This window comes from Eggerthella hominis (assembly GCF_014287365.1).
Taxonomy (GTDB): domain Bacteria; phylum Actinomycetota; class Coriobacteriia; order Coriobacteriales; family Eggerthellaceae; genus Eggerthella; species Eggerthella guodeyinii.
Genome location: NZ_JACOOA010000005.1, coordinates 318,278 through 341,474, shown reverse-complemented (window position 1 = coordinate 341,474; position 23,197 = coordinate 318,278). Strand labels below are relative to the sequence as shown.

At 66.9% G+C, this 23,197-nt stretch carries 16 protein-coding genes; 14 read left to right on the top strand and 2 right to left on the bottom strand.

Going from position 1 to position 23,197, the window contains the following annotated elements:
* Nucleotides 1-83 precede the first annotated feature (83 nt).
* The 13 genes from H8S61_RS12700 to feoB all read left to right on the top strand — a co-directional run bounded on the left by H8S61_RS12700 (nucleotide 84) and on the right by feoB (nucleotide 18,474).
* Nucleotides 84-590: a hypothetical protein gene (locus tag H8S61_RS12700; RefSeq protein WP_160942591.1), complete on the top strand. Its 507-nt coding sequence runs from the start codon at nucleotides 84-86 to the stop codon at nucleotides 588-590.
* Nucleotides 591-985: 395 nt separating this feature from the next.
* Nucleotides 986-1,975: a putative endonuclease domain-containing protein gene (locus H8S61_RS12695; RefSeq protein ID WP_186939227.1), complete on the top strand. Its 990-nt coding sequence runs from the start codon at nucleotides 986-988 to the stop codon at nucleotides 1,973-1,975.
* Nucleotides 1,976-2,351: 376 nt separating this feature from the next.
* The gene (locus H8S61_RS12690) at nucleotides 2,352-2,957 is read left to right on the top strand and encodes a HEAT repeat domain-containing protein (RefSeq protein WP_160942592.1); all 606 of its coding nucleotides are present in this window, start codon (nucleotides 2,352-2,354) and stop codon (nucleotides 2,955-2,957) included.
* 98 nt (nucleotides 2,958-3,055) lie between these two features.
* Entirely contained in the window at nucleotides 3,056-4,153 is a 1,098-nt protein-coding gene (locus H8S61_RS12685; protein WP_186939226.1) for an isocitrate/isopropylmalate dehydrogenase family protein, read from the top strand.
* Between the two features lie 9 nt (nucleotides 4,154-4,162).
* Nucleotides 4,163-6,823, top strand: a complete 2,661-nt coding sequence (gene acnA, locus H8S61_RS12680; protein ID WP_186939225.1) for an aconitate hydratase AcnA — start codon at nucleotides 4,163-4,165, stop codon at nucleotides 6,821-6,823.
* 96 nt (nucleotides 6,824-6,919) lie between these two features.
* Nucleotides 6,920-8,842 (top strand): Tat pathway signal sequence, encoded by a 1,923-nt coding sequence (locus tag H8S61_RS12675; protein WP_160942595.1) that lies wholly within the window; start codon nucleotides 6,920-6,922, stop codon nucleotides 8,840-8,842.
* 280 nt (nucleotides 8,843-9,122) lie between these two features.
* Entirely contained in the window at nucleotides 9,123-9,644 is a 522-nt protein-coding gene (rplJ, locus tag H8S61_RS12670) for a 50S ribosomal protein L10 (protein ID WP_015761102.1), read from the top strand.
* A 90-nt stretch (nucleotides 9,645-9,734) separates the two neighbouring features.
* Nucleotides 9,735-10,112: a 50S ribosomal protein L7/L12 gene (gene rplL / locus H8S61_RS12665; protein ID WP_015761101.1), complete on the top strand. Its 378-nt coding sequence runs from the start codon at nucleotides 9,735-9,737 to the stop codon at nucleotides 10,110-10,112.
* A 238-nt stretch (nucleotides 10,113-10,350) separates the two neighbouring features.
* Nucleotides 10,351-11,283: a DUF4013 domain-containing protein gene (locus tag H8S61_RS12660; RefSeq protein WP_015761100.1), complete on the top strand. Its 933-nt coding sequence runs from the start codon at nucleotides 10,351-10,353 to the stop codon at nucleotides 11,281-11,283.
* 102 nt (nucleotides 11,284-11,385) lie between these two features.
* On the top strand, nucleotides 11,386-13,422 hold the full coding sequence (locus H8S61_RS12655) for a YgiQ family radical SAM protein (protein WP_186939224.1): 2,037 nt from the start codon (nucleotides 11,386-11,388) through the stop codon (nucleotides 13,420-13,422).
* 103 nt (nucleotides 13,423-13,525) lie between these two features.
* Nucleotides 13,526-14,932: a uracil-xanthine permease family protein gene (locus H8S61_RS12650; protein WP_015761098.1), complete on the top strand. Its 1,407-nt coding sequence runs from the start codon at nucleotides 13,526-13,528 to the stop codon at nucleotides 14,930-14,932.
* A 15-nt stretch (nucleotides 14,933-14,947) separates the two neighbouring features.
* On the top strand, nucleotides 14,948-15,322 hold the full coding sequence (locus tag H8S61_RS12645; protein WP_186939223.1) for a VOC family protein: 375 nt from the start codon (nucleotides 14,948-14,950) through the stop codon (nucleotides 15,320-15,322).
* A 605-nt stretch (nucleotides 15,323-15,927) separates the two neighbouring features.
* The gene (gene feoB / locus H8S61_RS12640) at nucleotides 15,928-18,474 is read left to right on the top strand and encodes a ferrous iron transport protein B (RefSeq protein WP_186939222.1); all 2,547 of its coding nucleotides are present in this window, start codon (nucleotides 15,928-15,930) and stop codon (nucleotides 18,472-18,474) included.
* 62 nt (nucleotides 18,475-18,536) lie between these two features.
* Here the strand turns inward: feoB and H8S61_RS12635 are convergent, their stop codons facing one another.
* Together H8S61_RS12635 and H8S61_RS12630 are read right to left on the bottom strand one after the other, a co-directional pair.
* A complete protein-coding gene (locus H8S61_RS12635; protein WP_186939221.1) occupies nucleotides 18,537-20,318 on the bottom strand; it encodes an ABC transporter ATP-binding protein in 1,782 nt (593 codons plus the stop codon).
* A 1-nt stretch (nucleotide 20,319) separates the two neighbouring features.
* Nucleotides 20,320-22,353, bottom strand: a complete 2,034-nt coding sequence (locus H8S61_RS12630; protein ID WP_222617694.1) for an ABC transporter ATP-binding protein — start codon at nucleotides 22,351-22,353, stop codon at nucleotides 20,320-20,322.
* 228 nt (nucleotides 22,354-22,581) lie between these two features.
* Here H8S61_RS12630 and H8S61_RS12625 point away from each other — a divergent pair, with 228 nt between their 5' ends.
* On the top strand, nucleotides 22,582-23,175 hold the full coding sequence (locus tag H8S61_RS12625; RefSeq protein ID WP_015761093.1) for a TetR/AcrR family transcriptional regulator: 594 nt from the start codon (nucleotides 22,582-22,584) through the stop codon (nucleotides 23,173-23,175).
* Nucleotides 23,176-23,197: the final 22 nt, after the last annotated feature.

Sequence of the window (23,197 nt, the reverse complement as noted above, 5' to 3'; positions counted from 1 at the left end):
GATCGCCCCGCATGCGCGGCGCGCGGCGGGGCGAACCGCTACGATAGTTCAACGATGATTCGATGCAAGAGAGCAGGTACGACATGAAACATACGAGATTCGCCAAGGTGCTCGTCGCCATGTTCGCGGGCGTTTTGATGGTGGCGGCCTTGGGCGGATGCGCGCAGCAGGATACGGCTGCCACGCAGCAGCAATCCGAGAACCGTCAGTACATGACGCAGGTCAACCAGACGATGGAGGACCTGAAGACGCGCCTCGAGAGCTTCACCGACGCGGTGTCGCGCGGCGACGTGGTGGGCATGCGCACGCAGGCCGACAACGCGTTCAAGGCCATCGACGACCTGAACAACATCAACGTCCCCGACGCCCTCAAGGACATCCAGAAGGAATACGTCGACGGCACGGCCGACCTCAAGGATGCGCTGAATTCCTACATCGACCTGTACACGGAGATCGACAGCGCCACCGAGGAGCAGCCGTTCGACTACTCCACGTACGATCAGCGCATCCAGGATATCAAGACGAAGTACGACGAGGGCATCGGCAAGCTCCAGTCCGGCGACAACAAAGCCAGCGAGCTGCCCGAATAGCCACGTCTGGACATAGCGCAACGCCTCAGAACGGCAGCTTTCGAGCTGCCGTTCTTGCGTTCGTTCGCCGTGTTGCCACATCGAGTCACAGAAATCACCGCTGTGAAGCTCATTACGCGGGTGATGGTCGTCCCCGTGCTTCGCGAACTGGGAAAACGTCAGCGGAGCGTGCGAGGGTAATCGACGCGCGCTCTCGAAGCCCCCGAAATCGCTTCACAACGGTGATTTTTGTGACTTCGCCTTTCTCCGGGCGTGCTATGATGCTCGCATCAAAGAGCCAGTGCAGGCGCTCTTCGCTGTCGGAAGCTGCCCAACGCGGAAACCATGCCCCTCGTTTCCTCTACCACGCTTGCAAGATCCTCTCCGCAAAGGGGCGTGCGAGGAGGCTTGCTCTCATGGGCGGTTCACAGGTTTATTTCGGTTTTCAAAGCGCGCTCCAGATTGCGCGAACGATCGGTTCCGATGATCGCGTTGCCGTGCGCGGCGGGATGAACGGCCTTCCCGACAAAGCGCCGAGCGAAGAAGAGCTTGCCGAAATCGTCGAACGATTAAGGTCTGCGTACCCGCAGGTCCGTATCGATTCTCCTGCCCATGTACTGGTGAGCACGGGATCGTATCGCCGATTCTCGGAAAGCTGCAAGGAGCACGTGTGCTCGGCTCCCCTCGCAGGGAGGCCGTTCTATCGATTGTCTCGGAATGCGTATGCGGCTGTTCCCGCTCTTGCGCTTGTGCAGGTTGCGTCTCGCGAGCAAAGCGAGATGTCCGTACGGGAGTTGGCATATGAATTGTGCGGCACGTATCAGACGGAGCGCACGGGCGTTGATTCCGCTTATCAGACGCCCCCTCTTGCCTCTATCCGCGAGTTGCGTGATTTCGCCTCTCGCAACTCGTCGGTCGACGGAGCGCGCAAAGTCATCCGGATGCTGCGATACGCAGCCGACGGCTCCGCTTCGCCCCGCGAGACGAAGCAGGCGCTCGTATTGGGCCTGCCTCTCATGTACGGTGGATACGGATTGGGCATACCTCGTATGAATTACGAGGTGAAAGCAAGTCCGGCTGCCCGGGCGATCACGGGGAAATCCTGCTTCCGATGCGACCTGTGCTGGCCGGAGGCGAAGTTAGACGTGGAGTACCAAAGTCGCGAATCCCACGAAGGGGAAGCAAGCCGCATCAGCGATTCTCGCAGAGCGAATGCGCTTGCGGCCATGGGCTGGACGGTCATCGGCGTCACCAACGACGAGCTGGACAGCCTTCCTGCGACCGACACGATAGCGAGTACGATTCGCCGACTCCTGGGGAAACGCGCGCAGGTTCGCGTTGCCAATCATCACGCGCGCAAGCTCAAGCTTCGACGGCAGCTCGGGCTTCCGGCACGATACGAGTGAAGAAGGGTCGCGAGCCACAAAAATCACCGCTGTGAAGCTCGGTGGTTCGATGAGCGTCGGGGCGGTATCTTGTGAACAGGGGAAACGTTCGGGAAGCGTACGCAAGCAGAGGACGGACGATCGGCATAGGGCCGTGAAAGCGGCGAAATCCCTTCACAGCGGTGATTTTCGTGACCCCGGTCTTGAATGCGCGACGCTACGCCCTTGCGCGGCGACGTATGCGTGTCGATCGCGACACGAGAGGCGGCTGCTCTTGCGCCGTGCGCGGTTGCGGTCGTGTTAATTCTGCGCTTGCGATCGGGGGGTTCGGGGGCGAAGGGTATAATGGAAAAGGAGAATAGCATCTGTTTTCCCACATGAGGACGAGGAGCGAGCGGTGAGCGAAAAGACGCAGGGAGCGAGAAACATCGCCGAAGAGGCATTCGGCAACGAGCGCAAGTTCAAGCAGCTGGTGGATGCGCTGTCGGGCCCGTCGCGACGCGAGCGCCAGAACGCCGCAGCGGCGCTGTCCTTCTTCGCGAAGGACCACCCCGACCTGATGATCCCGTTCGGCACCGCCGTCATCGACGCGCTCAACCGCCCCGAGGCGCAGACGCGTTGGGAATGCCTCGACATCCTGACCACGATGGTCGACCACGACTCCCGCACGTGCGACAAGGCGGTTCCCGGAGCCGAGACGGCGCTGTTCGACGAGGAGAGCGGCCCGGTGCGCCTGGCGGCCATGCGCTTCCTCTGCAAGCTGGGCGCCACGACCGAGAACCGCTCGGAGCGGGTGTGGCCCCTCATCGACGAGGCGATCCAGTGCTACCACGGCGACCTGGAATTCCAGGACATGCTCGTGTCGGTCATCGACTTCTCGGCCGGCAAGCTGGCGCCCTCCGTGAAGGACGAGCTGGGCGTGCGCATGGCGTTCGACGCGTCCAACGGCCGCGGGCCGCTCAAGCGCCGCGCGCAGCAGATCATCGACAACGTGCAGAAGTAGTTCGCGCACGATTTCCAACGGGCCCTTCGGCCCGTTTTCCGTCGCCCCGGCAGGGGTGGGGCGCGGGTACCGGTTGAACAATTGCAGAAGGAGAGAACATGGCATCGCATACCGTGACCCTCATACCCGGTGACGGCATCGGCCCGGAGACGACGGCCGCCATGCGGCGGGTCGTGGAGGCGAGCGGCGCCGATATCGCGTGGGAGGTCGCCGAGGCGGGCGCGCACCTCATGGAGGAGCACGGCACGCCGCTGCCCGCATCCACCGTCGAAGCCGTCAAGCGGAACAAGGTGGCCATCAAGGGCCCCATCACCACGCCGGTGGGCACGGGCTTCCGCAGCGTGAACGTGGCGCTGCGCAAGGCGCTCGACCTGTACGTGTGCCTGCGCCCCGTGCTGTCCATCCCGGGGGCGGGCGGCCGCTACGACGACGTCGACCTCGTCATCGTGCGCGAGAACTCCGAAGACCTGTACGCGGGCGTCGAGTTCGAGGCGGGCTCCGCAGCCGCGCGCAAGCTCATCGCGCTGTGCGAGGAGGAGGGCGCCGGCACCATCCGCCCCGATTCCGGCATCTCCATCAAGCCGATCTCGACGGCGGCCTCCGAGCGCATCGTGCGCTACGCGTTCGACTACGCCGAGAAGCACGGGCGCGCCCGAGTGACCGCGGTGCACAAGGCCAACATCATGAAGCACACCGACGGCCTGTTCCTGCGCGCGGCGCGCGACGTGGCGGCCGCGCGCGAGGGCGGGATCGCGTTCGACGAGCGCATCGTCGACGCGTTCTGCATGAACATGGTGGCGGATCCCGCGCAGTTCGACGTGGTGGTGTTCCCGAACCTGTACGGCGACATCGCCAGCGACCTGGCCGCGGGCCTCGTGGGCGGCCTCGGCATCGCGCCGGGGGCGAACATCGGCGACGAGTACGCCGTGTTCGAGGCGGTGCACGGCTCGGCCCCCGACATAGCGGGGCAGAACAAGGCCAACCCCACGGCGCAGGTGCTGTCGGCGGCCATGATGCTCGACCACTTGGGCGAGCTCGAGGCGGCCGAGCGCATCCGCCGGGCGGTGCGCGCGGTGTACGCCGAGGGCGCGTGCCTGACGGGGGACATTCGCAAGGCAACCGGCTGCGACCAGCCGGCGGCAAGCTGTACGGAATTCACCGATGCCCTGATCGCGGCCATCGGAACGTTGGAGTAAGGAGAACCCATGACGCAAGAGAACAGCCGATTCGCTTCGACGCTCGAGGTTGACGGCGCATCGTACATCTACTACCCGGTTTCCGCCATCGCGGGCTCCGAGGAGCTGCCGTACGCGCTGACGGTGCTGCTGGAGAACGTGCTGCGCAACGCCGAGACCCCGCAGGCGGCCGAGGAGCTGGCCGCGCGCATCGTCGAGGCCGGCCGCGCGGGCGCGGTGGGCAGCGAGATCGAGTTCTCGCCGGCGCGCGTGCTGTTCCAGGACTTCACGGGCGTGCCCGTGTTCGTGGACTTCGCCGTCATGCGCGAGGCCTGCGCCCAGCTGGGCGGCGACCCGACGAAGATCAACCCGCAGATCCCGTGCGACCTCGTGATCGACCACTCGGTCATCGCCGACGTGGCCGGCTGCGCCGGCGCGCTGCAGCGGAACATGGAGCTCGAGTTCTCCCGCAACAAGGAGCGCTACGACTTCCTGAAGTGGTCGCAGGAATCGTTCGAGAACGTGCGCATCGTACCGCCCGGAGCGGGCATCTGCCACCAGCTGAACATCGAGCAGTTCGCCCACGTGGCCATGACCGCCGAGGGCGCGCCGGGCGAGACGGTGGCGTACTTCGACACGCTCGTGGGCACCGACAGCCACACGCCCACGGCCAACGGCATCGGCGTGCTGGGCTGGGGCGTGGGCGGCATCGAGGCCGAGGCGGCCGCGCTCGGCCAGCCCATCACGACGCTCGTGCCGAAGGTGGTGGGCGTGCGCCTGACCGGCGAGCTGGGCGAGGGCGTCATGGCCATGGACGTGGCGCTGACGTTCGCCCAGATGCTGCGCGCCAAGGGCGTGGTGGGCAGCTTCGTGGAGTGCTTCGGCCCCGGCTTGGGCGCCTTGAGCGCCACGCAGCGCACGTGCATCTCGAACATGACGCCCGAATACGGCAGTACCTGCACGCTGTTCCCCGTGGACGACCAGACGCTCGCGTACCTGCGCCTCACCGGCCGCAGCGACGAGCAGGTGGCGCTCGTGGAGGCCTACGCGAAGGCGCAGGGCTTCTGGAACGACCCGCACGCCCCGGCGCGCACGTACGCCGAGGTCATCGAGTTCGACCTGGGCGCCGTGGAGCGCTCGATCGCCGGCCCCTCGCGCCCGCACGACCGCATCCCGCTGGCCGAGGCGCAGGAGCGCTTCCGCGCTGTGTGTGACGAGCGCGGCCTCGACCTCGACCGTCGCGTGGCGGTCGACCTCGACGGCGCGACGCACGAGCTGACCCACGGCGCGCTGGCCATCGCGGCGGTGACGAGCTGCACGACGGCCACCGACCCGTCCATGATGCTGGCCGCGGGCCTCATCGCGAAGAAGGCGGCCGAAGCCGGCCTCAAGCCGCAACCGTGGGTGAAGTGCGTGCTCGCGCCGGGCAGCAAGGCCACTGAGCTCTTGCTCGAACGTGCCGGGCTGCTGGACGGCCTGCGCGCGCTGGGCTTCTACACCTGCGGCTTCGGGTGCATGAGCTGCATCGGCAACTCGGGCCCCATCCGCGACGAGCTGCACGAGGTGGCCGAGAGCATCGAGCTGGCCAGCGTGCTGTCGGGCAACCGCAACTTCGAGGGCCGCATCTCGCCCGACGTGTCGCAGAACTACCTGGCCGCCCCGGCCACGGTCATCGCGTACGCGCTGGCGGGCACGATGGACGTGGACCTCGAGCACGACGCGCTGGGCACGCGCGCCGACGGCACCCCGGTGCGCCTGGCCGACATCTGGCCGAGCGACGAGGAGATCGCCGCGCTCGTGGAGAGCCATGTCGACCGCGCCCTGTACGAGGAGGGCGCCCGCGGCCTCTACGACGGCGATGCGGCGTGGCAGGCGCTGGGGAGCGAGCCGAGCGACACGTTCACGTGGGACGACGCGTCCACCTACGTGCGCCGTGCGCCCTACTTCGACGGCATGGAGCGCGAGCCCTCCGCACCCGAGCCCATCGAGGCCGCCCGTGTGCTGGCGCTGCTGGGCGACTTCATCACCACCGACCACATCTCGCCCGCGGGTTCCATCGCGGCCGATTCGCCGGCGGCCCGCTACCTCGAGGAGCGCGGCGTGGCGCCGGTCGACTTCAACACCTACGGCGCGCGCCGCGGCAATCACGAGGTGATGATGCGCGGCACCTTCGCCAACGTGAAGCTGCAGAACAAGCTGGCCGAGGGCAGACGAGGCGGCTGGACGCGCGATTTCGCCACGGGCGAGGTGCTGCCGCTGTTCGACGCGGCCATGGGCTACGAGGACGCGGGCGAGCCACTTGTGGTGGTGGCCGGCAAGATGTACGGCAGCGGCTCCTCGCGCGACTGGGCGGCGAAGGGCCCGGCGCTGCTGGGCATCCGCGCGGCGTTCGCCGAGAGCTTCGAGCGCATCCACCGGTCGAACCTCATCGGCATGGGCATCCTGCCGCTGCAGTTCCTGGACGGCGAGAGCGCCGAGAGCCTGGGGCTGGACGGCTCGGAGCGTTTCACGGTGGCGCCCGTCGATTTCTCGCAGGGGCTGCCCGAGCCGCGCGTGGTGGACGTGACCGCCGAGCGCGCGGACGGCGAGACGGTGGCGTTCCAAGCCACGGTGCGCGTGGACACGCCCACGGAGGGCCGCTATTACGAGCACGGCGGCATCCTTCCGTTCGTTCTGCGCAACCTTTTGTAAAGAAGAGGTAACGTCGGCGCCCGATCGCGATGAGCGACCGGGCGCTTTGTCGTATACTGGATACTTTAACTATAGGCACACTTGGGAAGGGATGCCGTGAAACAGACATCCGGTTTCGATGCGCTGATTGAAGCGCTCAAGCAGTCAGGGGTCAACGTGGACGGGCGGTTCGACGCCGACCATGAAGCGCCGTCCGAAGGCGCGGGCCGTTCGGGCAACGGGGGAGGGTCGCAGCCTCCGCACGTGAACGTGGAGATCCCGTTCGCCGACCGCATGGCCTCGTGGGGCAAACGCGCCCTCATCGTGGCCGCCATCGTCATCATCCTCGTCGGCCTCGGGGCCTACTGGTGGTTCCATCCGCCCATCAACATCCACTCGACCGATACGTGGATGTTCGTGGCCGTGTTCATCCTGCTGCCGCTGTTCCTGCTGTTCTGGAGCCGGTCGTACAGCTACAAGAACGGCACGAGCAAGGTGGAGCCGAACGCGGGCAAGGCCAAGGCGTTCAAGTGGGCGTCGTACCTGCCGGTGCTCGTGGCCGTGATCGGCGTCATCGGCGCCGTGGCGTCGCTGTCGATCTTCCCGGGCAACGCGGCGAAGTACGCCAACGTGCTGCAGACGGAGACGGAGACGTTCGCCGACGACATCAAGGAAGTCAACTACTCCGAGATTCCGGTCATCGACCGCAGCTCGGCCATCCTGCTGGGCAACCGCGAGATGGGCTCCATCCCCGACTTCGTCAGCCAGTTCGAGATCTCGCCGCTGTACAGCCAGATCAACTATCAGAACGCCCCGGTGCGCGTGAGCCCGCTCGCGTACGCCGACCTGTTCAAGTGGTTCACGAACCGCGACGGCGGCATCCCGGCGTACGCGCTCGTGAACATGACGACGCAGGACGCCGAGATCGTGCGGCTCGACGACAGCCCCATCTACTACTCGGAGTCCGAGCCGCTCGCGCGCAACATCGACCGCCACGTGCAGCTGAGCTACCCGTTCTACATGTTCGACCAGAAGTCGTTCGAGATCGATGACGACGGCCACCCGTGGTGGATCTGCCCGGTGCAGTCGCGTACCATCGGCCTGTTCGGCGGCACCACCATCAGCCGCGTGGTCATGGTGGACGCCACCACGGGCGAGACGCAGGACCTGGCCATCGAAGACGTGCCGCAGTGGGTGGACCACGCCTATCCCACCGACCTGCTGCTGGAGCAGTACAACTGGTCGGGCAAGTACAAGGACGGTTGGCTGAACTCGGTGCTGGGCCAGCGCAACGTCGTGCAGACCACGCCGGGCACCGACGGCAACTTGGGGTACAACTACATCGCCAAGGACGACGACGTGTGGGTGTACACGGGCGTCACCTCGGCCACCGCGGACAACTCCATCGTGGGCTTCGTGCTGATCAACCAGCGCACGGCCGAGTCGCACTTCTACTCGGTGTCGGGCGCGACCGAGGATTCGGCCATGCAGTCGGCCGAGGGCCAGGTGCAGAACCTGCGCTACCAGGCAACATTCCCGCTGCTGATCAACGTGTCGGGGCAGCCGACGTACTTCATGGCGCTCAAGGACGACGCGGGCCTCGTGAAGCAGTTCGCCATGCTCGACATCCAGCGCTACCAGAACGTGGCCGTGGGCAACACGGTGGCCGAGTGCCAGAAGGCCTATCAGGCGCTGCTCGCCACGAACGGCGTGCTGACCGAGGAGGGCGTCGACACCGGATCGCTTGAGATGCAAGGCACCATCTCCACCATCGCGCAAGCGGTGATGGAGGGCAACTCGCACTTCTACGTGACGCTTGACGAGGGCGAGGGCATCTACGACTTCGCGCTGCCCGGCCTCATCGAGATCGTCGGGTACAAGGAAGGCGACACCATCTCGTTCACGTACGTGGAAGCCGAGCCGACGAACCCCGTCGAGGAGATCCTCGATAGCTCGAAGACGGGTACGAGCGAGAAGGCTGCCGAGCAAACCGCGAAGGAAGCCGACGCGACGGCCGACGCCAAGGGAGACGCCGCGTAGGACGGCGTCACGGTGTTGGCGTGGCGCGTGGAAAACGCTTGACATTCGTTTTGGGTAGGGTAGAATAAGCGAGTTGTTTAGTTTGTTCCGCTGCCCAAGACAGCTGGTACCGATGAGGTTTAATCGCAGGAATGCGGCCCGCCGAGGTGGTTCTGATAAGTTTCGCGCTTTGACGACCCCCTGCTGTCACGAGACGGCGGGGGGTCGTTTCTTGTTTTCAAGCGACGATTCCCACCCGCGAGGGGCGGAACCCGAGTTTGAGAAGAAGGAGGTGTACTACATGCCCAACGCAAAGAATCAAGAGATGCTCACGAAGATCAAAGGCGACCTGGACGGCGTTTCCGCCGTGTGGGTGGTCGACTACTGCGGTCTGACGGTGAAGGACATCCAGGCGCTGCGTACGGCGATCCGCGAATCCGGTGCGAGCTTGAAGGTGTACAAGAACACGCTCATGCACATCGCTCTGGAGGAGTCGAACCTGCCCACGCTCGACGATATGCTTGCGGGTCCGAGCGCGTTCGTGTTCGCCGGCGACGATGTGGCTGCGGCTGCCAAGGCCGTGAAGACGTTCGCCAAGACCAACAAGAACCTGGAGATCAAGGGTGGCTTGATGGAAGGCGCGCAGGTGTCCGCCGCACAGGTGGAGGCCATCGCTTCTCTCCCGTCTCGCGAAGAGCTCCTGGCTCAGATCGCCGGCGCCATTTCCGGTGTCGCTCGCGGCCTCGCTGTTGCCCTCAACGGCGTGCCGAGCGGTCTTGCTCAGGTCACGAAGGCTGTGGCCGACCAGAAAGAAGCTGCTTAAACGCAGCGCTGGCAGCGTGATGAGCGCTGCCTAACCGAAAGCTGAAACGTACCGGTCGGATGAGATCCGACCACTTTGAAAGGAACTAACATGGCTGTTACTCGCGAAGAGATCATTGAGGCCCTCAAGGAGATGTCCCTGCTCGAGGCGTCCGAACTGGTGAAGGACATCGAGGAGACCTTTGGCGTTTCCGCCGCCGCCCCCGTGGCCGTGGCCGCCGCCGCTCCTGCCGAGGGTGGCGCTGCCGCCGAGGAGAAGACCGAGTTCGACGTCGTGCTCGAGGGCTTCGGCGACAACAAGATCGCCGTCATCAAGGTTGTCCGTGAGATCACGAGCCTGGGCCTGAAGGAGGCCAAGGAGCTGGTCGAGGGCGCCCCGAAGCCGATCCAGGAGGGCGTGAACAAGGAGAAGGCCGAGGAGATCAAGGCCAAGCTCGAGGAAGCCGGCGCTGCCGTCACCATCAAGTAACTTCCGTTCGCTGGTCTGACGACCGTCGAACGTGCTTGACGCTGAGCGACCCCCAGATTCTGGGGGTCGCTCGCTGTCTGGGTGTCCGAGCTTTGGCGCGGAAACGCCCTGGCCCCGGACGGTGCTCCGCGCCGCTGAGGCAGGCGCTTCACCTTACTGACGGAATGGCAACGAAACGGACGCTGGCGGGGGTGCGCGCTTATAGTGGGTGCCAAACGCTAAGGAAAAGAAGGTCACTATGCAAACCGGTTACTTCAACGCCGCTTGGCAGGATATCAAGAACTCCCCGGGCTGGTTCGGCAAGCTCGTGCTGTTGTCGCTGCTCAGCCTCATTCCCATCTTCGGCTGGCTCGTCGTGCTGGGCTACCTGTACGGGTGGGCGCGCGACATCGCGTGGAACGTGCACGGACCCCTGCCGAAGCGCATCTTCGGCAACGAGGACGGCAAGCTGTACAGCCGCGGCTTCTTCGCGATGGTCATCGGCTTCGTGTGCATGCTGGCGCCGTGGATCCTCGAAGCGGTGTGGGGCGCCATCACCGGCATGGGCACCGCCTGGTCGGGACGGGGGCACGGCGGCCTGTTCATGTTCGTCGGCCTGTCCACGATGATATTCTCCCTGCTCATCATCGCAGCTTCGTTCTTCGCGACGCTGTTCTCGTGGGTGGGCTCCATGCGCATGAGCGTGTACGGCCGTCTGGGCGCCGGCTTCCAGTTCGGCAAGGTCTGGGCCATGATCCGCCACGATTTCAGCGGTCTGCTGCGCATCCTCGGCATGGCCATCGTGCTGGCCGTCGTCATCGGCATCGTCGTGTCCATCCTCATATTCGTCCTCGTGCTTATCGGGCTGTTCATCGGCTTCGCGATGACGGGTGGCAACCTGAACATCCAGTCGTCGCATCCCGGCGCCGCCGTCTGGGCCATCGTGTTCGCCACGGGCGGCATCATCCTCGTGTTCGCGGTGCTGTGCGGCATCCTGAGCACGGGCATGTACGTGTTCGTCGAGATGATGATCGTGCGCGCGCTGGGCTATTGGACGCGCCAGTTCGACGTGCCCGCATGGCGCGGCCAGGACGACCCCATGCCCTTCGAGCTTGCCGGCGCGGCGGGCTATCCGCCCGTGCAGCAGCCGCCGCACGTGCCGCCCACCGGGCAGCCGCCCGCGCAGGGCTAGCCTCTCGTTGTTGTGCGATTTTGAACCACCGGGGCATTGTGCCTCGGTGGTTCTTTGCGTATAGGGTAGACTCGAAGCGCAAACAAGATGGGAGGATGGGCCATGGAAACGGCGTTTCTGCCGGTGACGCGCGAGGAGATGCTGGAGCGCGGCTGGGATCGGGTCGATTTCGCGTTCGTGTCGGGAGACGCGTACGTCGACCATCCCTCGTTCGGCATGGCCATCATCACCCGGCTGCTGGAGGCGAACGGCTACAAGGTGGGCGTCATCGCCCAGCCCGATTGGAACGACCCCCAGAGCATCGCCGTGTTCGGCGAGCCGCGGCTGGGGTTCTTCGTGTCGAGCGGCAACATGGACTCGATGGTGAACCATTACACGGTGGCGAAGAAGCGCCGCCGCAGCGATGCGTACTCCCCGGGCGGCGAGGCGGGCAAGCGCCCGAACCACGCGGCCGTGGTGTACGGCAACCTGATCAGGCGCACGTACAAGAAGACCCCTCTCATCCTCGGCGGCATCGAGGCCAGCTTGCGGCGGCTCGCGCACTACGACTACTGGTCGGACAAGCTCAAGCGCTCCATCCTGCTGGACTCCGGCGCCGACCTCGTGTCGTACGGCATGGGCGAGCACTCCGTCATCGAGATCGCCGACGCGCTGAACGCGGGGCTCGCCATCGAGGACCTCACGTTCATCGACGGCACGGTGTTCCGCGCCTCCTCGCTCGAGCATGTGTACGACGCCGAGACGCTGCCGTCGTTTCCCGCCCTGCAGGCCGACAAGCTGGACTACGCGCGCAGCTTCGCCGTGCAGTACCGAAACAGCGACCCGTTCACCGGCAAGCGCCTCGTGGAACCCTATTCCGACCACGAGTTCGTCGTGCAGAACCCGCCGGCCGCGCCGCTCACGGAAAGCGAGATGGACGCCGTGTACCGGCTGCCGTACGCGCGCACGTACCACCCGATGTACGAGCAGGCCGGGGGCGTGCCGGCCATCAGCGAGGTGAAGTTCAGCCTGACCAGCAACCGCGGCTGCTTCGGCGAGTGCTCGTTCTGCGCGCTCACGTTCCACCAGGGGCGCATCGTGCAGGTGCGCAGCCACGACTCGCTCGTGGAGGAGGCTCAGGCCATCATCGGGGAGCCGGACTTCAAGGGCTACATCCACGATGTGGGCGGCCCGACGGCGAACTTCCGCGCCCCGGCGTGCGCCAAGCAGCTGAAAGCGGGCGCGTGCCCGAACAAACGCTGCCTGTATCCCGAGCCCTGCAAGCAGCTGAACGCCGACCACGGCGACTACCTGGGCCTGCTGCGCCGCCTGCGCAAGCTGCCGGGCGTGAAGAAGGTGTTCGTGCGCTCGGGCATCCGGTTCGACTTCGCGCTGGCCGACGAGGAGCACGGCGACGCGTTCCTCCGCGAGCTGTGCGCCCACCACGTGAGCGGCCAGCTGCGGGTGGCGCCCGAGCACGTGTCGGACGCGGTGCTGTCGGTGATGGGCAAGCCGCGCAACCTCGTGTACCAGCGCTTCTCCGAGCGCTTCACGCGCGTCAATGAGCAGCTGGACAAGAAGCAGTACCTCGTGCCGTACCTCATGTCGTCGCATCCCGGTTCCACGCTCGACGAGGCCGTCGAGCTGGCGGAGTACTGCCGCGACCTCGGCTACATGCCCGAGCAGGTGCAGGACTTCTATCCCACGCCCTCCACGATGTCCACGGCCATGTACTTCACCGGCGTGGACCCGCGCACCATGCAGTCGGTGTACGTGCCGAAGAGCCCGCACGAGAAGGCGCTGCAGCGCGCGCTCATCCAGTACCGCGACCCGAAGAACCGCGAGCTCGTGCTGGAGGCGCTGCGCCGCGCCGGGCGCATGGACCTGGTGGGGTTCGGGCCGACGTGCCTGCTGCGACCCCAGGGGCAGGGCGGCGGCAGGGGCAAGGGCAAGGGCGAGGCTGGCGCGAAGCCCCGGGCCGGAGCGAAGCCTCGGGCCGGCGCGAAGCCCCAAGCTGGCGCGAAGTCGAAAACCGGCGTGAAGCCCCAAGCTGGTGCGAAGCCTCGACCTCCGTCCTCGACGAAGCCCCAGGGTGGGCGCTCGGGGGCTGGCGCTTCCGACGGCCGTCGCGGAAAAAGTAAGGCGCCCCGTCGGCATTGATGCTGCACGGCGCCCCATGTTGTGGCAAAATACTACTGGTCAGCCCGGGTGCTCCTGGGTCGGGCGGCCGGTAGGCGAAGGCTCGACAGACAAGGGGTACCACGTGAGCGAGGGCAAAGCGACGCCGACGATGGGGGCTCAAGACAGTCCCGAGGCAATCTACGACGCACGGAAGCTCGGCAAGCCGAAGATGGCGGTGTTCGGGCTGCAGCACATGTTCGCCATGTTCGGCGCCACCATCCTGGTGCCGACGCTGACCGGCCTGTCCGTTTCCGCGACGCTGCTGTTCGCGGGCGTGGGCACGCTGCTGTTCCACTTCATCTCGAAGGGCAAGGTGCCCGCGTTCCTCGGCTCGTCGTTCGCGTTCATCGCGGGCTACGCGGCCATCGCGCCGAACGGCGAGGCCGACCTGCTGCCATACGCTTGCCTGGGCGTGGCGTGCGCGGGTCTGCTGTACCTCGTGCTGTCGGCGCTGTTCAAGGTGTTCGGGCCCACGCGCGTCATGCGCTTCTTCCCGCCCGTGGTCACCGGCCCCATCGTGATCTCCATCGGCCTCATCCTGGCCAGCTCGGCCATCACGAACGCGTCGACGAACTGGCCCATCGCGCTCGTGGCCATCGCCATCATCGTCATCGCGAACATCTGGGGCAAGGGCATGATCAAGATCATCCCCATCTTGCTGGGCGTGGTGGGGTCGTACGTCGTGGCGTCCGCCGCAGGTGTCGTGGACTTCACGGGCGTTGCTGAGGCGGCGTGGATCGGCATGCCGTTCACCTGGAACGATACGGTGTTCTCCATCTTCGGTGCGCAGTTCGACGCGGGTCTGGCCATCACGGCCATCATCACCATCATGCCGCTGGCGTTCGCCACGATGATCGAGCATATCGGCGACGTGTCGGCCATCAGCTCCACCTGCAACCGCAACTACATCGCCGAGCCCGGCCTGCATCGCACGCTGCTGGGCGACGGCCTGGCCACCATCCTCGCGTCGCTGTTCGGCGCGCCGGCGAACACGACGTACGGCGAGAACACGGGCGTTCTGGCGCTGACGAAGGTGTTCGACCCGCGCGTCATCCGCCTGGCGGCGCTGTTCGCCATCGCGTTCTCGTTCTGCCCGAAGTTCGCGGCCGTCATCGCGGCCATGCCGGCCTGCGTCATCGGCGGCGTGTCGCTCGTGCTGTACGGCATGATCTCGGCGGTGGGCATCCGCAACCTCGTGGAGAATCACGTCGACTTCATGAAGAGCCGCAACGTGCTGATCACGGCGCTCATCCTCGTGCTGTCGCTGGGCATCGCGTACAGCACGGCGGGCGCCATCGTGGTGCCGGTGGGCGAGATCACCATCTCGCTGTCGGGCCTGGCCGTGGGATCGATCGTGGGCATCGTGTTGAACATGATCCTCCCCGGGCACGAGGACGTGGCCGGCGCGAGCGACGCGGAAGACGAGGAGATGGACGGCCCGCTGCCGTTGGAAGGTAATCTCGAAGAGTTGAGCACGCAGAACGGCTGACGAAAGGAGCACGCAATGATCGACCATGCGAGCATCAAGGTGAAGGACGTCGAGCAGGCCAAGGCGTTCTACGAGGCCGCGCTTGCCCCGCTGGGGTACGTGAAGGGCATCGAATACCCCGGCGGCATGCAGCTGCTGGTGGAGGGCGAGCCCGGCGACGTGTGGGTGGCCCCGCTGCCCGAGGGCGCCGAGGCCGTCCCGACGCACCTCGCGCTGCGCGCGGCCGATGCCGCCGCGGTGGCCGCGTTCTACGAGGCGGCGCTGGCCGCCGGCGGCACGGACAACGGCGCACCCGGCCCGCGCGACTACCATCCGGGTTACTACGCCGCGTTCGTGTACGATCCCGAGGGCAACAACATCGAGGCCGTCATCCACGACTGGTCCGAGTAGGCGCTCGCACGCGCGCGGCTGCGCCGCACGCCGCACGTCGCGCCGGCTCCGCCGTGTTCGACGGCGCCGGTGCGACCGGGGGCCCGCGTCCGCAAGGACGCGGGCCCTTGTCGTAGGGGGAGGGCCCCTTCCCGCTGATTGTGAAGAAATTGTATGCCTAGGTTAACTTATATTGCGCACGATGAGTTGTTAGCCTAATATAACTTTCATCGAAAGCGAAGCGATCGAAGGAACTGAAACTCGGGTGGCGATGCCACAGCGGTTCGATTCTCGCGAAGCCTTCGAAACAGTCTGCTGACCCGGCGGCGGAAGCTCCTCTCGTCTGGCTATCCGTCGCGCTTGCAAGCGGAGGGAACCCCCCTTTCCCTCCGCTTTTCCTTTTGTCCCGCACCCCTCATACGAACGAATGTTTCACGTGAAACATTCGGCTGCGCCTGCGCACGACGCGGGCGTCTCGCGTTGCGCCGCGGCCGGCGCGCGCCCGCGTTCGCCATGGGCAACTTTCCCGTGCTTCGCGCGGGGTTTCGCGGTACCATGGGTGCGGACAAAAGACGAGCAAGCCGGCAGGACGAGGGGGTCGTCCCGCCGACGCGAGGAGACACGCGTTGACAACTCTGAACGATCTTCCTATCGGGAAAACCGCAACCGTGGCCGCGGTGGGCGGCGAGGGGTCGCTTCGACAGCATTTTCTGGACATGGGCATCATCCCGCTGGTCGACGTGACCATGGTGAAGCACGCGCCCATGGGCGACCCGATCGAGGTGCGCATCCACAGCTACGAGCTGACGTTGCGGCGCGACGACGCGCGCAACATCGAGATCGACGACGTGCGCGACGGCGCCGACGTGCGGGAGAGCCGCGCGTCGGGCAAGCCCGTCCCGCATCCGGGCCTGGGCGAGGGCGGCAAGTTCCACGACCGGGCGGGCGAGAACCCGCTGCCGGAGGGCACGCCGCTCACCTTCGCGCTCGTGGGCAACCAGAACTGCGGCAAGACCACGCTGTTCAACCAGCTGACCGGCTCGAACCAGCACGTGGGCAACTTTCCCGGCGTGACGGTGGATCGCAAGGACGGCTGCATCAAGGGCCATCCCGAGGCGCTCGTCACCGACCTGCCGGGCATCTACTCCATGTCGCCGTACTCGAGCGAGGAGGTGGTCACGCGCCGTTTCCTGCTGGACGAGCAGCCGCGCGGCATCATCAACATCGTGGACGCCACGAACGTCGAGCGCAACCTGTACCTGACGATGCAGCTCATGGAGCTGGGCATGCCCATGGTGCTGGCGCTCAACATGATGGACGAGGTGGAGGGAAACGGCGGCACCATCCACGTGAACGAGATGGAGAAGCTGCTGGGCATCCCCGTCATCCCCATCTCGGCGTCCAAGAACGAGGGCACGGCCGAGCTGGTGGACCACGCCCTGCACGTGGCGCGGTTCCAGGAGCCGCCCGTGCGCCAGGACTTCTGCGCGCCCGACGAGCACGACGGGGCCGTCCATCGCTGCCTGCACAGCATCATGGCGCTCATCGAGGACCATGCCGAGCGCGCGGGCATCCCGCCGCGGTTCGCCGCGAGCAAGCTGGCCGAAGGCGACCAGCTGGTGCTCGATCGGCTCGACCTCGACCAGAACGAGAAGGACGCGCTCGAGCACATCATCTGCCAGATGGAGGCCGAACGCGGCCTCGACCGCGCGGCGGCCATCGCCGACATGCGGTTCAGCTTCATCGGCCGCGTGTGCGAGCAAACGGTGGTGAAGCCGACCGAGAGTCGCGAGCACGCGCGCAGCACGCGCATCGACAAGCTGCTGACCGGCCCTTTCACGGCCATCCCCGCGTTCGTCGCCATCATGGCGCTCGTGTTCTGGCTCACGTTCAACGTGGTGGGGGCGTGGTTGTCCGAGCTGCTCGACGGCGGGATCACGGCGCTCACCGACATGGTGGCGTCGGGGCTTGCGGCGGCGCACGTGAACGAGGTGCTGCAATCGCTCATCATCGACGGCGTGTTCAACGGCGTGGGCAGCGTGCTGAGCTTCCTGCCTACCATCGTCACGCTGTTCTTCTTCCTGTCGCTGCTGGAGGATTCCGGCTACATGGCGCGCGTGGCGTTCGTCATGGACAAGCTGCTGCGGCGCATCGGCCTGTCGGGGCGCAGCATCGTGCCCATGCTCGTGGGCTTCGGCTGCACGGTGCCGGCGGTCATGGCCAGCCGCACGCTGCCGTCCGAGCGCGACCGCAAGATGACCATCCTGCTGACGCCGTTCATGAGCTGCTCGGCCAAGCTGCCCATCTACGCGTTCTTCACGGCGGCGTTCTTCCCGGCGAACGGGGCGGCGGTGATGGTGGGCCTGTACTTCGGCGGCATCGCGGTGGGCGTGCTCGTGGCGCTGCTCATGCGCTCGTCGATGTTCTCGGGCGAGGCGGTGCCGTTCGTCATGGAGCTGCCGAACTACCGCATGCCCAGCGCGCGCAACGTGGCGCAGATGCTGTGGGAGAAGGCGAAGGACTTCCTCGAGCGCGCGTTCACCATCATCTTCCTGGCCACGATCGTCATCTGGTTCTTGCAGACGTTCGACTTCGGGCTGAACGTGGTGGCGGACTCGCAGGACAGCATGCTGGCCGTGGTGGCCGGCTGGATCGCTCCGGTGTTCGCGCCGCTCGGCTTCGACGACTGGCGCATCTCGACGGCGCTCGTCACGGGCGTCATGGCGAAGGAGAGCGTCGTGTCCACGCTGTCGGTGCTGTTCGGCAGCACGGCCACGCTCGTGGCGGCCATCACGCCGCTCGCGGCGCTCGGCCTGCTGGTGTTCTGCCTGCTGTACACGCCCTGCATCGCGGCCATCGCGTCGGTGAAGCGCGAGCTGGGCGGCCGATGGGCGCTCGGGATGGCGTTCGGGCAGCTGGGCGTGGCGTGGGTTGCGGCGTTCGCGGTGCGCGGCGTGGGATTGTCGCTGGAGGAGGGCCCGGCGGGGGTGCTGACGCTCGCGTTGGGCGCGGCCGTCGCCGTGCTGGCGGTGCTCGCGGCGCGGCGCCTGGCGCGCAAGCGGCGCGCGGCGGGCGCCGTGCTGGGCTGCGGCGCGTCATGCGACGGTTGCGACGGCTGCGCGCAAGCGGGCGCGGTCGAGGTCGAGGAGGAGGCCGACGCGCGGGCGCGGTAGGCCGGGCCGGCTCCACCGGGGGCGCCGGTGGAGCCTTTCGCGCGCGGCGCGGCGGCGGGGGTCTAGGGTCGCGGGCTTGCCTCGGGCTTGATCTTCCAGCCGTTGGCCCGTTGCTGCTCCGCCCAGAGGGCGGCGTACAGGGGGCTGCGTGCGAGCAGCTCGTCGTGGGTTCCCTGGCTTTCCACGCGGCCGCCGTCGAGCACCACGATGTTGTCGGCATCGCGCACGGATTGCAGGCGGTGCGCGATGGCCACCACGGTCTTGCGCTTCACCAGCTCGGCGATCGCCTGCTGGACGGCCACCTCGTTGGCGGGATCAAGCGAGCTGGTGGCCTCGTCCAGGAGCACGACCGGCGCGTCCTTCAGCAGCGCACGGGCGATGGAGATGCGCTGCTTCTCGCCGCCCGACAGCGTGCAGCCGCCTTCGCCCACCACGGTGTCGAAGCCGTCGGGCAGCGCCTCGATGAAATCGAGGCAGGCGGCCAGGCGCGCCGCCTCGCGCACGTCCTCGTCGGTGGCGTCGGCGCGGCCCATGCGGATGTTCTCGGCCACGGTGTCGTGGAACAGGTACACGTCCTGGAACACCACGCTCGTGCCGGCCAGCACGTCGTCGGCGGCCCTGCGCGCGAGATCCGCCCCGCCGAGCGTCACCGTCCCCGCTTGCGGGTCCCAAAAGCGCGCGGCCAGCTTCGCCACCGTCGACTTGCCCGAACCCGAGGGTCCCACGAGCGCCGTGAGGCCTCCCTCGGGGATGGTCAGGCTCACGTGCTCCAGCGCGCGTTCGTCGCCGCCGTAGGAGAAGCTCACGTCGTCGAACGCGATGTCGTGCCCGTGTGGCGCGGCCGGCGCCTCCGCGGGCGGCTCGGGAAGCTCGGGCTCGGCGAGCAGGCGCTCGATGCGCTTTCCCGCGGCGTCCGCGTTGCCGAAATCGGACAGGAAGTAGAACAGGGTCACGATGGGCTCGTAGATGCCGAGCGCCAAGAGCAGGAACATGAGCAGCACGAACGGGTGCACCGCCTGCGCTTGGAGCAGTGCGCATCCGGCCAGCATGACCACGCCGGCGCCGGCGAGCAGCAGCGCGCGACCGAACACGCCCACCGGTCGGCTGGCCTCCTCCTTGCCGAGCGATGCCTTCCTCAGCTCTTCGAAGCTGGCGCGCAGCGAGTCGAAGCGGGTGCCTGCGAGGTTGAACGCTTTGAGCGTGCGGATGCCTGCCACGTACTCGATGGTGCGCGACGAGCATTCCTGGGAGGCTTTCGTCAAGCGCCCGCTGCTCTGCGCCATCGCGTTGAACCCCTTCCAGAGGAAGGGCAGCGCGCAGGGCACCACCGCGAAGGTGGCCACGGCCAGGCGCCAGTCGAAGAAGGCCAGCACCACGGCCGACAGCGTGGTCTTCGCCGCGATCATGCCCGCTTGCGACAGCACCTCGGCGCCGTAGTTCTCCACCGTCTCGTAATCGCGCAGCAGCACGCTGTCGATGTCACCCGCGTCGTGGCGCTGGTAGAACCCGAGCGGCAGCCGGCGCAGCTTCTCGCCCATGGCCAGCCGCGCGTCGAGCACGGCGTCGGCCGTGCCGGCGCACGACAGCACGTAGACCTTGTGCGACGTGGCGTAGGAGGCCAGCACCTGCGCCGCCAGCACCGCGACGCAGGCCCACAGCGCGACGAAGTCGAGCGCGGCGCCCGGATGGACGATCGGCTGCACGAGCAGCCAGGTGGCCACCACCATGACCACGGACGGCACGGACGTCACGAGCGAGTCGAGGAAGCGCCACAGCACGAAGCGCACGCAGCGTCGCGGGTTGCCGAAGGTGAGCCGGTCGATGCTTTCTTTCAGGCGTCCCATGTCAGCCTTCCTTTCCGACGGTGAGCGTCCACGCGTCCTTGCGCTCGTCCGCGTCCACCATCGAGCGGTAGAGCGGGCAGGCGTCCATGAGGTCGTCGTGCGTGCCCGTGCCGACCACGCGCCCCTCGTCCACGACGACGATGAGGTCGGCGGTGCGCACGGTTTTCATGCGGTGGGCGATGACCAGCACGGTTTTCCTGGCGGCCAACTGGGCGAACGCATCTTGTATCTTCGCCTCGTTCTCGGCATCGGCGTAGGCCGTGGCCTCGTCGAGGATGATGAGGGGCGTGTCGCGCAGCATGGCGCGGGCGATGGCGAGGCGCTGGGCCTCGCCTCCTGAGAGCCGCGTGCCGCCTGCGCCGACCACGGTTCGGTACCCCTGGGGCAGCGCGTCGATCACGTCGGCGATGCTGGCGGCTTCGGCGGCGGCGACCACGCGCTCGTGCGGCGCGGACGAGCCCATGAGGATGTTGTTCTCCACGGTGTCGTCGAGGACGAACGAATCCTGGAACACCGAGGAGGCCAGCTCGGTCAGGCGCTCGGGCGCGATGTCCCGCAAGTCGACGCCGCCGAGCGCGATGCGGCCCTCCTGCGGGTCGAAGAAGCGCAGGCCGAGCGCCGCGAGGGTGGACTTCCCGCCGCCCGACGGGCCCACGAGGCCCACGACGGAGCCCGCGGGAACGCGGAAGGTGACGTCTTCCACGGCGTTCTTCTTCCCGTCGTAGGAGAACGTGACGTGCTCGAACGCCAGATCGAACGCCGTGGGCTCGACCGGGTGCTCGGGTTGCGAGAGCTCGGGTTCGGCCAGCACCTCGTCGATGCGCGCGACGGAAGCGTTGATGCCGTTCACGCCGAGGGCCTGCGTGATCATCTGCATGACCGGCTCCTTCATGCCGCCTCCCACCAGGAAGAACAGCAACGCCGTCGAAAGGAAGTCGGCGTAGGACGTCGCCGTGGGCAGGATGATGAGCACAGCGGGCAGCAGCAGGAGCATCTGCGTCCCCACGGCGGCGTAGAGCTTGCCCATGCCGCGGGCGTTGAACCAGGTGGCCCACTTGATGTTGCCCACGAACTCGCGCGCGTCCGCCTCGAAGCGCCCGAATGCGGCCAAGCTGCGGTTGAACACCTTGACCACCGGCATGCCGTGCACGAACTCGACCGTGGTGCCGTTGAGCTTCTCCCGGCTTTGCGCCATGGCCCGCTGGCATGCCGTGCCCTCGGGGCTTCCCAGCGCGCTGCCCAGCAGGAGGAACGAAACGACGATGGGAACCACCAGCAGCAACGCCAGCCGCCAATCGACGAACGCGAGGGCGGCGATGGTCAGCAGCGGCAGGGCGACGGCGCACACCGTGTCGGAGAGGTTGTGGGCGATGAACCCCTCGATCTTCTCCACGTCGTCGTTGAGCACCTTCTTGATCTCCCCTTGGCGCACCTGGTTGAAATAGCCTGACGGGATGCGGGCGAGCTTGTCCATGAGCTGCAGGCGCACTTCGTACAGCACGTCGAAGGCGGCCCGGTGGGCGAGCATCATGGAGAGGTAGCCCGTTGCGCCGTGCAGGACGGCCGCGCCCACCGTGGCAAGCGCGAGGCCCCAGAGAAAGGGCAGGTCGAGCGCACCCAGGTCGTTCCAGTTCAGGATGATGGCGCGCACCATGAGGTAGATGGTGAAGTACGGCGCGAGCCGCGCCGCCGCCGAGAGCACGGCCAGCGCGCAGGCGCCTGCGAGCGGGCGCGCCCGGCTGCCCGCAAGCTCCATGAGCCGTGCGAGGCCCTGCTTGGGGCGGGCGTTCTTGGCCGGGGGCTCGGCGGCAGGCCGGGCGCCGGGTGCGGCTGGGCCCGCGGCGGGGGCGGCAGGGGAGGGGACGGCCGCAGGGGCCTGCGACCCCTCGGGCGCTGCGGCGGGCGGCGGCGCGCCCTCGTCTGCGGCGCCCGTGCTTGCCCGCGCGCCCCCTCCCGCCGCCAGCGATTCGTAGAACTCCCGTTGGGCGCTTGAGAACACGGTTCTGAGCGCTGGTTTGCACGCGGGCGTCGCCATGGGCCTTCCTCCTGCTTCCGCTTGTCCGCTCCGATAAAATGACCGGAATTGAGAATTCGGTCATTTAGATGTTAGCGTAGGATAACTATTCCGGCAAGAAGAAAATGACCAAATTATCAACAGCGGTCATTTTGTGTGCGGTTCGCGTATGCGGTTCGCGGTAGAATGACGGGGAGGATCCAAGCGCGCCCGGGCGTCGCAGGGCGCGCCTGCGCGAAAGGAGGGGCCATGCCCGCGATATTCACCGAGGCCGACCGCGAGGAGCTTCGCCGCCGCATGTTCGACGCCGGGTGGGACCTCATCGTCGAGAAGGGCGTCCGCAGCTTGCGCGTGGAGGACGTGGCGAGCCGGGTCGGCATCGCCAAAGGCACGTTCTACAGCTTCTTCCCCTCGAAGGAGGAGTTCGCGTACTCCATCGTGAAGGCGAATCGTCGCGCGGTCATGGACCTGTTCGAAGAGCTGTGCGAGCAGGAGGGCGGCCGCCTGGGCCGCGACGCCATGCGCACGTGGCTGCGATCGCTGTGGTACAGCGATCGCAACATCTACCGCTACGCCACCGCCGAGGATTTCGCCTACCTCTCCCGGCGTTGGCCCGACGAGCACAGCTTCGATCCCGAGGTCGATCGCGTCACGATGGGCCGGATCATGGAGCGCCTCGAGGGCGTGCGTCCCGATGCGGACTGGCGCGTGGTGGCGAACCTCCAGAAGGGCATCGCGCTCATGCTGCTCGACCGGAGCCTCATGCACGCGGAGGCCCTCGACGCCGCCGTCGACGCCGTCATCGAAGCCATCTGCGACGAGCTGTTCGGCCGGAAGGGCTAAGCCGCCCGCCGCAGCCCTGCAT